Below are 12832 nucleotides of genomic sequence, written 5' to 3'. Positions count from 1 at the left end.
CCCCCGGCGACCGCGCCGCAACTCAGCCCGGCAGCACCTCGCGCCAGCGCCGGCCGGCGGCCCGCCCGTCGCGGACGTCGGCCAGCCCCCGCAGGGCGTGCAGGTCGGCGAGCACGTGCGGCGGCAGCGTGCCGGTGAGCACCCCGACGGTGCCGACCGAGGAGGCCAGCATCCCCGGGTTCGGCGCCGGCATGCCGTTGGGCCGGACGAAGGTGACCTTGAAGCGCTGCCCGGCCGCGGTGAGCTTCAGCCCGCCGCCGAACCACCACCACGGCCAGCTCACGTCCGTGACCGCGCCCAGCGGGACGTCGAACACGGGGGTGTCGCTGACGAAGGCCAGCCCGCGCCCGTCGGTGGCCAGGAAGCCGGGGACGTTGCGCAGGCCGCCGATCAGCCAGGCCGGGCTGACCAGCACGCCGGCGGTGGGAGTCGTGCTCACGGTGCTCCTCTCGGGAGGGGCCCTCACAGGGCCCGCAGGATGTCCTCGACGCGCTCCCGCGCGTCGCCGAACAGCATGCGGGTGTTCTCGCGGAAGAAAAGGGGGTTCTGCACGCCGGCGTACCCGGTGCTCATCGACCGCTTGAACACCACCACGTGCTCGGCCTCCCACACGTGCAGCACGGGCATGCCGGCGATCGGGCTGGCCGGGTCCTCGGCGGCGGCCGGGTTGACCGTGTCGTTGGCGCCGATGACCAGGACGACGTCGGTCTTGGCGAGGTCGTCGTTGATCTCGTCCATCTCCAGGACGACGTCGTAGGGCACCCGGGCCTCGGCCAGGAGCACGTTCATGTGCCCGGGCAGCCGCCCCGCGACCGGGTGGATGCCGAACCGGACCTCGACGCCCTTGTCGGTGAGCGTGCGGGTCAGCTCGGCGACGGCGTTCTGCGCGTGCGCCACCGCCATGCCGTAGCCCGGCGTGATGACGACGCTGCCGGCGTCGCGGAGCAGCTCGGCGACCTCCTCGGCGGTCACCTCGGTGTGCTCGCCCCCGACATCGCCGGAGACCGCGGTGGCGCCCTCGTTGCCGAAGCCGCCGGCGATGACCGACAGGAAGGAGCGGTTCATCGCCTGGCACATGATGTAGCTGAGGTAGGCACCGGAGGAGCCGACCAGCGCGCCGGTGATGATCAGCAGGTCGTTGTCGAGCAGGAAGCCCGAGGCGGCGGCCGCCCAGCCCGAGTAGCTGTTGAGCATCGAGACGACGACCGGCATGTCGCCGCCGCCGATCGAGGCGACCAGGTGCCAGCCCAGCGCCAGCGCCAGCACGGTCAGCCCGGCCAGCACGCCCAGCCCCGGCGAGACGACGAAGACGACGGTCAGGACGGCGAACGCGGCGAGCGCGCCGACGTTGAGCGCGTTCTTGCCCGGCAGCACCAGCGGGTTGCTGCGGATCCGCCCGGACAGCTTGAGGTAGGCGACCACCGAGCCGGTGAACGTGACCGCGCCGATGAAGACCCCGATCGCCACCTCGGCCGAGTGGATGCCCACGGGCAGGTCCAGCACCTCGGCCTCGCCGGCCGGCGCGCCCTCCACCGACAGGTAGCCGTTCCAGCCGACCAGCACCGCGGCCAGGCCGACGAAGCTGTGCAGCAGCGCGATCAGCTCGGGCATGCCGGTCATCTCGACGATCCGGGCCCGCCAGAGCCCGATCGCCGCCCCGAGCACCATCGCGACGGCGATCAGGCCGATCGACAGCGCGTCGCCGTCGCGGGCGGCCAGCCCGATGGTGGCGACCAGCGCGATCGCCATGCCGGCGATGCCGTAGGCGTTGCCCGCCTTGGCGGTCTCGTGCCGTGACAGGCCGGCCAGGCTGAGCACGAACAGCAGGCCGGCGACGATGTAGGCCGCAGCCGCGGCGTTCGTGGCGGTCATGGTCAGGCCCTCCGGAACATGCCGAGCATGCGGCGGGTCACGGCGAAGCCGCCGAAGACGTTGATGCTGGCCAGCAGCACGGCGAGGAAGGCCAGCACGGTCACCACCGTGCTGACGTGCCCGAGCTGCAGCAGCGCGCCGACCACGATGATCCCGGAGATCGCGTTGGTGACGCTCATCAGCGGGGTGTGCAGCGCGTGGTGCACGTGCCCGATGACGTAGAAGCCCACGACCACGGCCAGGGCGAACACCGTCAGGTTGCCGATGAGCTCGTCGGGGGAGAAGGCGGCGAGCAGGAACAGCAGCGCGCCGGCCAGGCCGACCAGCGCCGCCCGCCGCTGCGGGGCGGGGGTCGTCGCGGCCGGTGGGGGCAGCGGCGCGGGTGGCGGCGCGGCGGCCGGTGCCGGCGCGGCCGACACCTGCACCGGGGGCGGTGGCCACAGCTTCTCCCCGGCCCGCGCCACGGTCATGCCCCGCACGACGACGTCGTCGAGGTCGAGCACCAGCCGCCCGTCCTTGCCGGGGGTCAGCAGCGTCAACATGTTGACCAGGTTGGTGGCGAACAGCTGCGAGGCCTGGGCCGGCAGCCGCGCCGGCAGGTCGGTGTAGCCGATGATCGTCACGCCGTTCGGGGTCACCACCACCTCGTCGGGCACCGAGCCCGCCACGTTGCCGCCCTGCGCGGCGGCCATGTCGACGACCACCGAGCCCGGCTTCATGCTCGCCACCATGTCCTCGGTGAGCAGCCGGGGCGCCGGCCGGCCGGGGATGAGCGCGGTGGTGATGACGACGTCGACCTCGCGGGCCTGCTCGGCGTACATGACGGCGGCGCGCGCGTCGAAGTCCTCGGAGGTGACCGAGGCGTAGCCGGTGCCGCCGGCGGCGGCCTGCTCGTCCTCGTCGGCGGGCACGCCCACGTACTCGCCGCCGAGGGAGCGCACCTGCTCGGCGACCTCCGGGCGGACGTCGGTGGCGCGCACGATCGCACCGAGGCTGCTCGCCGTGCCGATCGCGGCCAGCCCCGCGACGCCGGCGCCGGCGACGAACACCGTGGCCGGGGGCACCTTGCCCGCGGCGGTGACCTGGCCGGTGAAGAACCGGCCGAAGGCGTGCGCGGCCTCGACGACGGCGCGGTAGCCGGCGATGTTGGCCATCGACGACAGCACGTCCAGCGACTGTGCCCGCGAGATGCGGGGGACGGCGTCCATCGCCAGGGCGGTGACGCCGCGGGCGACCAGCGCGTCGAGCAGGTCCGGCGACAGCGCCGGCGCGAGCAGGCTGACCAGCACGGCGTCCGGGCGCAGCAGCGCCACCTGCTCGGGGGTGGGGGCGTTGACGTGCAGGACGACGTCGGCGGCCCACGCGTCGGCGGCCGGCCCGATCCGCGCGCCCGCGGCGACGTAGGCCTCGTCGGGGGAGGACGCCGCCGCCCCGGCACCGGCCTCGACGAGGACCTCGTGGCCCAGCGCGCACAGCCGGCCGACGCTCACCGGCGTCGCGGCCACCCGCGTCTCGTTCCGTCGGGTCTCTGCCGGCACACCGATCAGCACGCGCACTCCATCGACAGCTCGGGCCGGCGACCCCGCCGGCGGACCGGGTGGTGCAGCGGGGGAGGCGGGCGGGCCGACCCCGGTGCTGCATCGTGACAGGCGCCGGCACCGTCCCGGGCCACCCCCGACGGATTCGTGACCCGATCGCACGGAATCGCGTGGTCCCCCGACCGGGTGAGGGCGGGGTGCGCCGGGCTGGAGCCCGGCCCGCGGCGTGCCGAGGGTGCCGGGGAGTCCCCGCACCGGGACGCCGGCCGACGCAGGTCACCGACAGCAGGGAGGAGTCCCGTGCCCGCCAGCCCGAGCACGACGGGTCAGCCCGGCGGCGCGTCGCCGGAGGTGGTGGCCGCGGTGTTCGCCGCGGCCGCGGCCGGCGACGAGGCGGTGCTGGTGGTCGAGGCCGCCACCGGCACGCCGCGGGTCGCGTGGGCCAACCGGGGCGCGGTCGCACTGCTGGGCGACGCGCCGTCCGGCCTGCCGGTGCCGGACCTGCTGCCCACCCTGCCGCCGGCGGAACTGCCCGTGCTGCTGCGTCGCGGCCGCACGTCCCGGCTGGCGTTGCCGGTCCGCACCGCCGACGGTCGCCTCGTTGACGCCGTCGTGCGGGCGACCCCGGCCCCGTCCGGGCGGGCGTGGACGCTGACGGTCGGCACCGGTGCCGCCGACGCCGAGCGGGCCTCGCGGGCCACCGCCGCCGCGGCCGAGCGGCGCTTCGCCACCCTCACCGAGCGCTCGCCGGTGCCGACGGTCCTCTCCGAGCAGGGCATGCGGCTGGCGCACGTCAACGACGCGTTCTGCCGGCTCGTCGGGCGGCCGGCCGCGGACCTGCTGGGCACCGGGTGGACCGACTGCGTGCACCCCGACGACCTCGGCGCCGTCGTCGAGGCCGTGGCCGCCGTCCTGCAGGGCAGCGACGTCGAGGCGGACGCCCGGCTGGTGCGCGCCGACGGCACCGAGCGGTCGGCGCTGCTGCGTCTGGGCCACGTGTTCACCCCCGGCGCGGGCGCCGGCTTCCTGGGCACCGTCGAGGACGTCACCGAGCGGCTCGCCTTCGAGGCGCGCCTGACCCACCAGGCCTCCCACGACCCGCTGACCGGCCTGCCCAACCGCACCCTGCTCGACCAGCACCTGGCCGAGGCCTTCGCCGCGGCCCGCGCGCTCCCCGGCGGCCGGGGCGTGGCCTGCCTGTTCCTCGACCTCGACGACTTCAAGGTGGTCAACGACTCCCTCGGCCACGAGGCCGGCGACGAGCTGCTCGTCGAGGTGGCCGGCCGGCTGCGCGCCACCGTCCGACCCGGGGACCTCGTGGCCCGGTTCGGCGGGGACGAGTTCGTCGTCGTCTGCCACGACGTCGACGAGGCCGCCGCCGCCGCGCTGGCCGCGCGGGTCGTCGACGCGCTCGCCGCGCCGGTGTCCCTGGCCGGGGTCCTCTTCCGGCCGCACGCCAGCGTGGGCGTCACCGTGCAGGCCCCCGAGCACGCCGACGCGGCGGACCTGGTGCGCGACTGCGACATCGCGATGTACCAGGCCAAGGCCGGCGGCAAGGGCCGGGTGCGGGTGCTCGACCGGGCGGGACGCGCCGAGGCCCGCGCCAAGCTGCGGCTGGTCGCCGACCTGCGCGACGCGATCGAGCGGCGCGAGGTCGCGCTGCACTACCAGCCGATCCTCGCCGCCGGGGACGGGTCGCTGGACGCCGTCGAGGCCCTCGCCCGGTGGGTGCACCCCGAGCAGGGGCCGATCAGCCCGGCCACCTTCGTGCCGCTGGCCGAGGAGAGCGGGCTCATCGGCGCGCTGGGGCTGCTGGTGCTCGACGAGGCCTGCCGGCAGGTGGCCGCGTGGGACCGTGAGCTGGGCCCGGCCGCCCCGCCCCGGGTCAACGTCAACGTCTCGGCGCTGCAGCTCGACGGGAGCCTGCGCGACGCGGTGGTGGCCGCGCTGGACCGGCACGGCCTCGCCCCCGCCCGGCTGTCGGTCGAGATCACCGAGTCGGCGCTGATGACCGACCCCGCGGCGGCGCGCACGGTGCTGCAGTCGCTGCGCGACCTCGGCGTGGCGGTGGCCATCGACGACTTCGGCACCGGGTACTCCTCGCTGGCCTCGCTGCGGCACCTGCCGGTGACCTGCCTGAAGGTCGACCGGTCCTTCGTCGCCGAGCTCGCCGAGGGCCACGCCGAGATCGCCACCGCCGTGATCGCGATGGCCCGCAGCCTGGGGCTGTCCACGGTCGCGGAGGGGGTGGCGACCCCCGGCCAGGCCGCGGCGCTCACCGCGCTGGGAGCCACCTACCTGCAGGGCTTCTCGCTGGCCGTGCCGATGGACGGCGCCGCCACCGCCGCGTGGGCCGGTGCCCGGTGAGCGCGCACCTGCACGCCGTCCCGTCGCTGGGCGCCCCGCCGGCGGTCGACCTCGACCGGCTGCTGGCCCGGATGGACACGATGGCCGGGCAGCGGCCGGTGGCCGCGCAGGTGGTCGCGGTGGCCACCACCGAGGACGCCAGCGCCGCCCGGCTGGCCGGGGTGCTCGCCGGCGACGTCGCCCTGGCGGGCCGGGTGATGAAGCTGGCCAACTCGGCCTACTTCGGCATGAGCGGCAGGGCGACCACGCTGCAGTTCGCGGTCACGGTGGTCGGCTTCACCGCGGTGCGGACCATGGCGACGGTCGCGCTGACCTGCCTCGACGACGAGGAGCACCTGCCCGAGGGGTTCTGGGAGACCAGCACCGGGGTGGCGCTGGCCGCGTCGGTGCTGGCGCCGCGCTTCGGCGCCCGGCCGCAGGACGCCCTGTGCCTCGGGCTGCTCGCCCAGGTCGGGGTGGCCCTGCTGCACGGCGACGACCCCGCGGGCTACCGGGCGCTGGCCGGCGCCGCCCGCTCGTTCGCCGCGCGGCGTGCCGCCGAGGTGTCCCGCTACGGCATCTCCGCGCTGCGGCTGTCGGCGGTGGCGCTCGAGCAGTGGGGCTTCCCGGCCGTCATGGTCGGCCCGCTGGCCGCCGCCGACGACCCCGCCGCCCCCGACGGCGCGCTGCTGCGCGTCGCCTTCGAGGTCGGCGCGCGCTCCGCCGACCCGGTGCACGAGCCGGTGCCGGTGGAGCGGCTCAGCGGCGGACTGCTGCGGGAGGACGGCGTCGCGGCGGTGCTCGAGCAGGTGGCCGCCGCGGCCGAGGACCTGCGCCGCGCGCTCACCTCCTGACGGCGGTCAGGTCGCGGCGACCCGGTCGGTGACGTCGCGCAGCACCGCCGTCCAGTCCTCCAGCACCGCCTCCCGGCCCATCCGCACGACGACGACGTCGGTGGCCGGGTCGACGTAGACGAACTGCCCCTTGTTGCCGCGGGCGGAGAAGCGGCCCTCGCGCTCGGTGTCGACCCACCACCAGTACTGGTAGTGCTCGGCCGGGTCGGTGGCGGTGTCGCGCGCGGTCGCCTCGGCGACCCACGCGGCGGGTACGACCTGCGCGTCGCCGGCGCGGCCCTCGCGGGCGAACAGCAGGCCGAAGCGGGCGAAGTCGACCGCCCGCGCGTTGACCCCGCTCTCCATCTTCGGGAAGCGGGTGGCCTCGCTGTCGGCGCTCCAGCTGGCGTCGGCCTCGGCGCCCATCGGTCCCCACAGCACCTCGGCGGCGTACTCCTCCACCGGCCGGCCCACCGCCCGCTCCAGCGCCAGCCCGACCAGCAGCGGGTTGTAGTTGTTGTAGAGCCACGTCCGCCCGGGCGGCTCGGCGACCTCGACGGTGAGGGCGAGCGCGCGCAGGTCGGGGTCGTAGTAGGTGAGCGCGTCGTCGCTCCACGGCAGGCCCTGCTCCTCGTAGGCCAGCCCCGAGGACATGGTGACCAGGTGCCGCAGGGTGATCCGGGCGGCGTCGGGGTCGCGGTCGAGCAGCTCGGGCACGTAGTCGGTGACCGGGTCGTCGAGGCCGCCGATCTCGCCGCGCTCGATCGCGATGCCCACCAGCGTGGACAGCACCGACTTGGCCACGGAGAACGACGTCTGCACCGACTCCCGGGACCCGCCGCCGGGGTAGCGCTCGACGAGCAGCTCGTCGCCGCGCAGCACGAGGAAGGCCGTCGTCTGCGTGCGGGCCAGCAGGTCGTCGAGGTCCTCCTCGCCGGATCCGGGGACGGTCACCCGGTCGAGGACGCCGGCGGGCAGGGTGCCGGGGCGCAGCGGCAGCGGGGTCCCACCGGCCGGGATCGGGAGGGCCGGGAAGCGGCGCCAGTCGTCGACGTCGGCGTCCATCCACACGACGGCGCGGGCGGTGGCGGAGGAGTCCAGCGACGCCCGCGCCCACAGCTGCAACCCGCCGGCGGCCACCGCCGTCCACACCAGGACGGCGACCAGCCCCGCCGCGACGCGCCCACTGCGGCGGCGGACCGCGCGGGCCGCCGCCCAGGCCAGGGCGACGCCGATCACGAGCGGGAGGAGCAGCCAGGCGACGTGCACGGCAGGGCACCCTAGGCGCCGCCGGCCCGGACGGGCCCGCAGACGCGCGCGGCCGGCGCCCCCGAGGGGGACGCCGGCCGCCGCCGGTGAGGTGCGGGGTCGTCAGCCCGTGTAGGGCGCGCCCAGCGGGTCGACGGTCGGGTAGGAGTCGACGGTCTCCGCCAGCCGGTCGGCGGCCCAGTCGCCGTCACCGAGCAGGTGGTCGATCGCGGTGAGCCGGCTGGTGTAGTGCCCGACCGAGTACTCCGCGGTGACCCCGATGCCGCCGTGCAGCTGGATGGCCTCCTTGCCGATGTGGCGGCCGGCGCGGCTGGTCTGCAGCCGCGCGCGGTGCCCGGCGGTGACGACGTCGCCGCCCGCGTCGGCCACCATGCTCGCCCACAGCGCGGTGCTGCGGGCCAGCTCCAGCGACACGTACATGTCGGCCGCCCGGAAGGTCAGCGCCTGGAACCGGTTGAGCGTGACGCCGAACTGCTTGCGCGTCTTCAGGTACTCCGACGTGGTCCGCAGTGCGGTGTCCATCGCCCCGACCGCCTCGTTGGCGTAGGCGATCCGGGCCAGGGCCTGGGCGCGCTCGACGTCGGCGCTGCGGTCGGCGGTGCCCTCGCCGAGCAGCTCGGCGGGGGTGCCCTCGAAGGTCACGTTGGCCGCGCGGCCGCCGTCGTGCGTGTGGTAGCCGGTGCGGGTGAGGCCGGTGGCGTCACCCTGCACGAGGAACAGCGCGGTGCCGCCGTCGACGGCCGCGGAGACCACCAGGACGTCGGCGCGGGCGCCGTTCGGCACCGGCTCCTTGGCGCCGGTCAGCGCCCAGCCCTCGCCGTCGCGCGTGGCGGTGACCGCCGACGCGGCGGGGCTCCAGCGCGCGGCCGGCTCGGCGTGCGCGAACGCGAGCACGCTCGAGCCCTCGGACAGCGGCCCGAGGACCGCCGTCCGCTGCGCGTCGGTGCCGACGGCGGCGACCAGCCCGCCGGCCAGCACGACCGACTCGACGAAGGGCTCGGGCGCGAGGACCCGGCCCATCTCCTCGGCGACGATGCCGACCTCGATCGGCCCGGCCCCCATGCCGCCGTGCTCCTCGGCGAAGGGCAGGCCCAGGACGCCCATCTCGGCCAGCTGGGCCCAGGTCTTCTCGTCGAAGCCCGGCTCGGCGGCGACGACCTGGCGGCGCCGCTCGCTGTCGGAGTAGGCGCGCTGCAGCAGGCCGCGCACGGCCTCCCGCAGGTCGTTCTGCTCGCTGTCGTAGGTGAAGTCCACGGCTACCTCACAACCCCAGGATCGTGCCGGCGATGATGGTCCGCTGGACCTCGTTGCTGCCTCCGTAGATGGAGACCTTGCGGTAGTTCAGGTACTCCGGCGTGGCCACCCGGGCCCAGTCGGGGACCTGCGACCCGCCGTCGGCGAACGAGGCCAGCGAGAGCGGGCCGGCGATGTCGACGATCAGCTCCGTGGCCGCCTGCTGCAGCTCCGACCCGCGGAGCTTGAGCACCGACGACGCCGGGTGCGGCTTGCCGTCGGCGGAGTTGGCGACCACGCGCAACGCGGTGAGCTCGAGCGCCAGCAGCTCGTTCTCCAGCTCGGCGATGCGCGCGGTGGTGCGGGGGTCCTCCGACAGCGGGCGGCCGCCGGCGTGCACCTCGCGGGCGAACTGCTTGGCCTGCGCGATGAGCTTCTTCGTGGCGCCGACGCGGGCGATGCCCACGCGCTCGTTGCCGAGGAGGAACTTGGCGTAGTCCCAGCCGCGGTTCTCCTCGCCGATCAGGTTCTCGGCGGGCACGCGGACGTCCTCGAAGAAGACCTCGTTGACCTCGTGGCCGCCGTCGATCAGCTGGATCGGGCGCAGCGTGACGCCGGGGGAGTCCATCGGGAAGACCAGCATCGAGATGCCGCGCTGCTTCTTCTCCGCCGTCGGGTCGGTGCGGACCAGGCAGAAGATCCAGTCGGCGTGCTGGCCGAGGGTGGTCCAGGTCTTCTGCCCGTTGACCACCCAGTCGTCGCCGTCGCGGACGGCGGTGGTGCGCAGCGAGGCGAGGTCGGAGCCGGCGTCGGGCTCGGAGAAGCCCTGGCACCACCAGATGTCGAGGTTCGCCGTGGCCGGCAGGAAGCGCTCCTTCTGCTCCTGGTTGCCGAAGGCGGCGATGACCGGGCCGATCATGCTGGTGTTGAACGCGAGCGGCTCGGGCACGTTGGCCAGCTGCATCTCCTCGCGCCAGATGTGCCGCTGCAGCGGCGTCCAGTCCTTGCCGCCCCACTCCACCGGCCAGTGCGGTACGGCCAGGCCCGCGGCGTTGAGCACCCGCTGGGCCTGGATGTACTGCTCGCGGCTCAGGTGCCGGCGCGCCGCGAGCGTGTCGCGGACCTCCTGCGGCACCTGCGTGGTGAAGAAGGTGCGCATCTCATCCCGGAAGGCCTCCATCTCCGGGGAAAGCTGCAACCGCATGGGACCTCTCTCCTGACGGCGCCCGGTGGCGGCCGTCTCGACGTGTCCTCCGACGATCCCACACCGGTTACTGATCAGTACGTGCGACTCCCGCGCGTCGCGGGCGGTGTCGCGGACCCGTCGCCGGGACGGGCGGCGGGCCGTCGTGACGGGCCCGGAGCACGATGGGCGGGTGCCCGGGGGGAACCGCCTGCTGCTGGCGGCGGTCCTGCTCACCGCGCTCAACCTGCGGGCCGCGATCGCCGCCGTGGGCCCGGTGCTCGCCGACGTCCGGGACGACCTGGGCCTCTCGGCCGCGGAGGCCGGGCTGCTGACCGCGGTGCCGGTGCTGTGCTTCGCCGTGCTCGCGCCGGCCGCCGCCGCGGCCGGGCGGCGGCTGGGTGCCGGGCCGGCGGTGCTCGGGTCGCTGGTGGTGCTCGCCGTCGCCCAGGGCCTGCGGGTGCTCGACGGGTCGCCGGTGCTGCTGGCCGGCACCCTCCTGGCCGGCGCGGCCATGACGGTGGGCAACGTGCTCCTGCCGGCCGTGGTCAAGGCGGGGTTCGGTCGGCGGGCGGCCACCGTGACCGGCCTCTACACCGCGGCGCTGGTCGCCGGTGCCGCGGCCGGCGCCGCGCTCACCGCGCCGCTGGCGGCCGTGCTGGGCTGGCGCGGTGCGCTCGCCGCGGAGGGGCTGCTGGCCGTGGCCGCCGCGGCGGTGTGGGCGCGGGCTGTCCGGGACGCCGCCGCCGGCCCGGACGCCGCGAGCCCGGCGCCGGTCCGGCGCGCGCGGCTGTGGCGGTCGCCGGTGGCGTGGGCGGTCACCGCGGTCCAGGCGCTGCACTCGACGCTGTACTTCTCGCTCACCGCGTGGCTGCCGACCCTGCTGGCCGACCGCGCCGGCACCGACGCGGCCACCGGCTCGCTGGCCGCGTCGGTGTTCCAGGTGCTCGGCATCGCCGGCAGCCTGCTGGTGCCCGCCGTGCTCGCCCGCAGCACGGGCCAGGCGGGGCTCGCGCTCGCCGTCGCCGCGCTGTGGACCGTGCCGGTCGCCGGGCTGCTCGCACTCCCCGGCGGCTGGCCGCTGTGGGCGGTGCTCGGCGGGCTGGCGCAGGGCGCCGGCATCGCGCTGGCGGTGACCCTCGTCGTGCTGCGCTCGGCCGACGCCGGTACCGCCGCCCGGCTGTCGGGCATGACCCAGCTGGTCGGCTACACCGCCGGTGCGCTCGGCCCCGTCGTCGTCGGTGCGCTGTCGGAGGCCACCGGCGGGTGGACCGCGCCGCTGCTGCTCCTGCTCGCCCTCGGCGCCGGGCTGGCGGCGGCCGGGATGGCCGCCGCCCGGGGCGCGCCCCCGCCCCCCCCCCCCCCCCCCCCCCCCCCCCCCCCCCGCCCCCCCCCCCCCCCCCCCCCCCCCCCCCCGCCCGGTCCGGATCGGCTGAGCGGGGGTCAGGGCAGCTGGACGACGTCGGCGACCACGCCGCCGTCGGCGGTCAGCCGCTCGGGGGCCGGGCTGTCGTAGACGACCAGCAGCCGGCCGTCCTCCGGGGCGCCGAGCAGGCCGATGCCCTCGGCGTGGTCGTCGCCGTCGCCGTAGGGCAGCGCCAGCTCGCGGGTGAGCCGGTCGCCGCGGACGACGGCCGGCTCCTCGCACACCAGCGCGCCGTGCCAGCGGTAGACGTACACCGGGCCGTCGAGGTCCATGGTCGGCCCGGCCAGCACCAGCAGGTCGTCGCCGTGCGGGCACAGGTCGCGCACCCCGAGGCCGGCCAGCCGCAGCACGTGCTTGCGGTAGCGGCACCCGTCGGGGAACCTGCGCAGGCGCAGCCGGGCGGGGTCGCGCTCGTCGACCTCGGGCCGCAGCTCCAGCACCACCGCCCAGCCGCGCAGCACCGGCCCGCGCAGGCCCAGGTACACCCGGTCGCCGGCGACCGCGATGCCCTCGACGTCGAGGCCGTTGTCCTTGCTGGGGATGGCGAGGAACGGGCCGAGGTGCTCGTCGTCGGCGAGCAGGTCGCGCAGGTCCTTGCCGCGGGTGCCGAAGACGGCGGCGCTCCGGGTGCCGTCGTCCTTGACCAGGGTGGGCAGCCCGTCGACGTCGACCACCGGGATCCGCGCGATGATCTGCCGGCGCGGCTGCCCGGTGACCTTCGCCAGCCGGCGCAGCGCCTGCTCGCCGTCGTGCTCGTCGCGGATCCGGCGGCGGCGCAGGCTGTGCGAGCCGACCGCCCACACCGCGCCGTCGTGGCGGGCGATGCCCTCGATGTCGGCCTCCTCCTCGACGCCGGGGCCGGTACCGCCCGGGAGGGGCACCAGGTCGGCGAGGGAGAAGGTGGTCTGGTCCCCGTAGCACGTGGGGTCGGCGGGGTCGTCGGCGACGAGCCGCTCGATGGTGGCGGTCTCGTCGCCGGCGACCCAGAGCACCGGGCCGTCGCTGCGGACGGCGGAGAGGTTGGTGTGGGTGAGGTCCTCGCGGGAGGCCGCGCCGAACCGGAGGGTCACCGTGCGGGTCGTCGTCACGGGCGCGCACTGTGGCACGGTCCGGCGCCGTCCGGGGCACTCCC

Annotated in this window: 10 protein-coding genes; 3 read left to right on the top strand and 7 right to left on the bottom strand. The window is 76.1% G+C overall.

Features of this window, described 5'->3' with window-relative positions; genetic code table 11:
- Nucleotides 1–22: 22 nt before the first annotated feature.
- From ACI78U_RS12905 to ACI78U_RS12895, 3 genes are read right to left on the bottom strand one after another with little or no spacing between them, the layout of a single operon-like run.
- Nucleotides 23–439 (bottom strand): hypothetical protein, encoded by a 417-nt coding sequence (locus ACI78U_RS12905; protein WP_456875718.1) that lies wholly within the window; start codon nucleotides 437–439, stop codon nucleotides 23–25.
- A gap of 23 nt (nucleotides 440–462) precedes the next feature.
- The gene (gene pntB, locus ACI78U_RS12900) at nucleotides 463–1872 is read right to left on the bottom strand and encodes a Re/Si-specific NAD(P)(+) transhydrogenase subunit beta (RefSeq protein WP_456875717.1); all 1410 of its coding nucleotides are present in this window, start codon (nucleotides 1870–1872) and stop codon (nucleotides 463–465) included.
- Between the two features lie 2 nt (nucleotides 1873–1874).
- Nucleotides 1875–3410 (bottom strand): Re/Si-specific NAD(P)(+) transhydrogenase subunit alpha, encoded by a 1536-nt coding sequence (locus ACI78U_RS12895; protein ID WP_456875757.1) that lies wholly within the window; start codon nucleotides 3408–3410, stop codon nucleotides 1875–1877.
- Between the two features lie 300 nt (nucleotides 3411–3710).
- Here ACI78U_RS12895 and ACI78U_RS12890 point away from each other — a divergent pair, with 300 nt between their 5' ends.
- Together ACI78U_RS12890 and ACI78U_RS12885 are read left to right on the top strand one after the other, a co-directional pair.
- Nucleotides 3711–5777, top strand: coding sequence for a putative bifunctional diguanylate cyclase/phosphodiesterase (locus ACI78U_RS12890; protein WP_456875716.1), 2067 nt, complete (start codon nucleotides 3711–3713; stop codon nucleotides 5775–5777).
- The gene (locus ACI78U_RS12885) at nucleotides 5774–6610 is read left to right on the top strand and encodes an HDOD domain-containing protein (protein WP_456875715.1); all 837 of its coding nucleotides are present in this window, start codon (nucleotides 5774–5776) and stop codon (nucleotides 6608–6610) included. The genes ACI78U_RS12890 and ACI78U_RS12885 overlap by 4 nt, the downstream gene beginning before the upstream one ends.
- Nucleotides 6611–6616: 6 nt before the next feature.
- On the opposite strand, the gene ACI78U_RS12880 is transcribed toward ACI78U_RS12885, so the two are convergent.
- The 3 genes from ACI78U_RS12880 to ACI78U_RS12870 form a co-directional block, all read right to left on the bottom strand.
- The gene (locus tag ACI78U_RS12880; RefSeq protein ID WP_456875714.1) at nucleotides 6617–7858 is read right to left on the bottom strand and encodes a serine hydrolase domain-containing protein; all 1242 of its coding nucleotides are present in this window, start codon (nucleotides 7856–7858) and stop codon (nucleotides 6617–6619) included.
- A gap of 102 nt (nucleotides 7859–7960) precedes the next feature.
- Nucleotides 7961–9112, bottom strand: a complete 1152-nt coding sequence (locus ACI78U_RS12875) for an acyl-CoA dehydrogenase family protein (RefSeq protein ID WP_456875713.1) — start codon at nucleotides 9110–9112, stop codon at nucleotides 7961–7963.
- 7 nt (nucleotides 9113–9119) lie between these two features.
- Nucleotides 9120–10295, bottom strand: coding sequence for an acyl-CoA dehydrogenase family protein (locus tag ACI78U_RS12870; protein WP_456875712.1), 1176 nt, complete (start codon nucleotides 10293–10295; stop codon nucleotides 9120–9122).
- Nucleotides 10296–10467: 172 nt separating this feature from the next.
- Here ACI78U_RS12870 and ACI78U_RS12865 point away from each other — a divergent pair, with 172 nt between their 5' ends.
- Nucleotides 10468–11790, top strand: coding sequence for an MFS transporter (locus ACI78U_RS12865; protein ID WP_456875711.1), 1323 nt, complete (start codon nucleotides 10468–10470; stop codon nucleotides 11788–11790).
- On the opposite strand, the gene ACI78U_RS12860 is transcribed toward ACI78U_RS12865, so the two are convergent.
- Nucleotides 11718–12788: a DUF3616 domain-containing protein gene (locus ACI78U_RS12860; RefSeq protein WP_456875710.1), complete on the bottom strand. Its 1071-nt coding sequence runs from the start codon at nucleotides 12786–12788 to the stop codon at nucleotides 11718–11720. The two genes, ACI78U_RS12865 and ACI78U_RS12860, sit on opposite strands and share 73 nt — an antisense overlap.
- Nucleotides 12789–12832: the final 44 nt, after the last annotated feature.

The sequence above is a fragment of the Geodermatophilus sp. SYSU D00710 genome (genome assembly GCF_054050195.1).
The sequence above is the reverse complement of the archived record's forward strand: the minus strand, read 5'-3'. Positions and strand labels throughout refer to the sequence as shown.

Coding starts and splice junctions, on each gene's coding strand:
- pntB (WP_456875717.1), bottom strand. CDS start 1,872: ATGACCGCCACGAACGCCGCGGCTGCGGCCTACATCGTCGCCGGCCTG.
- ACI78U_RS12870 (WP_456875712.1), bottom strand. CDS start 10,295: ATGCGGTTGCAGCTTTCCCCGGAGATGGAGGCCTTCCGGGATGAGATG.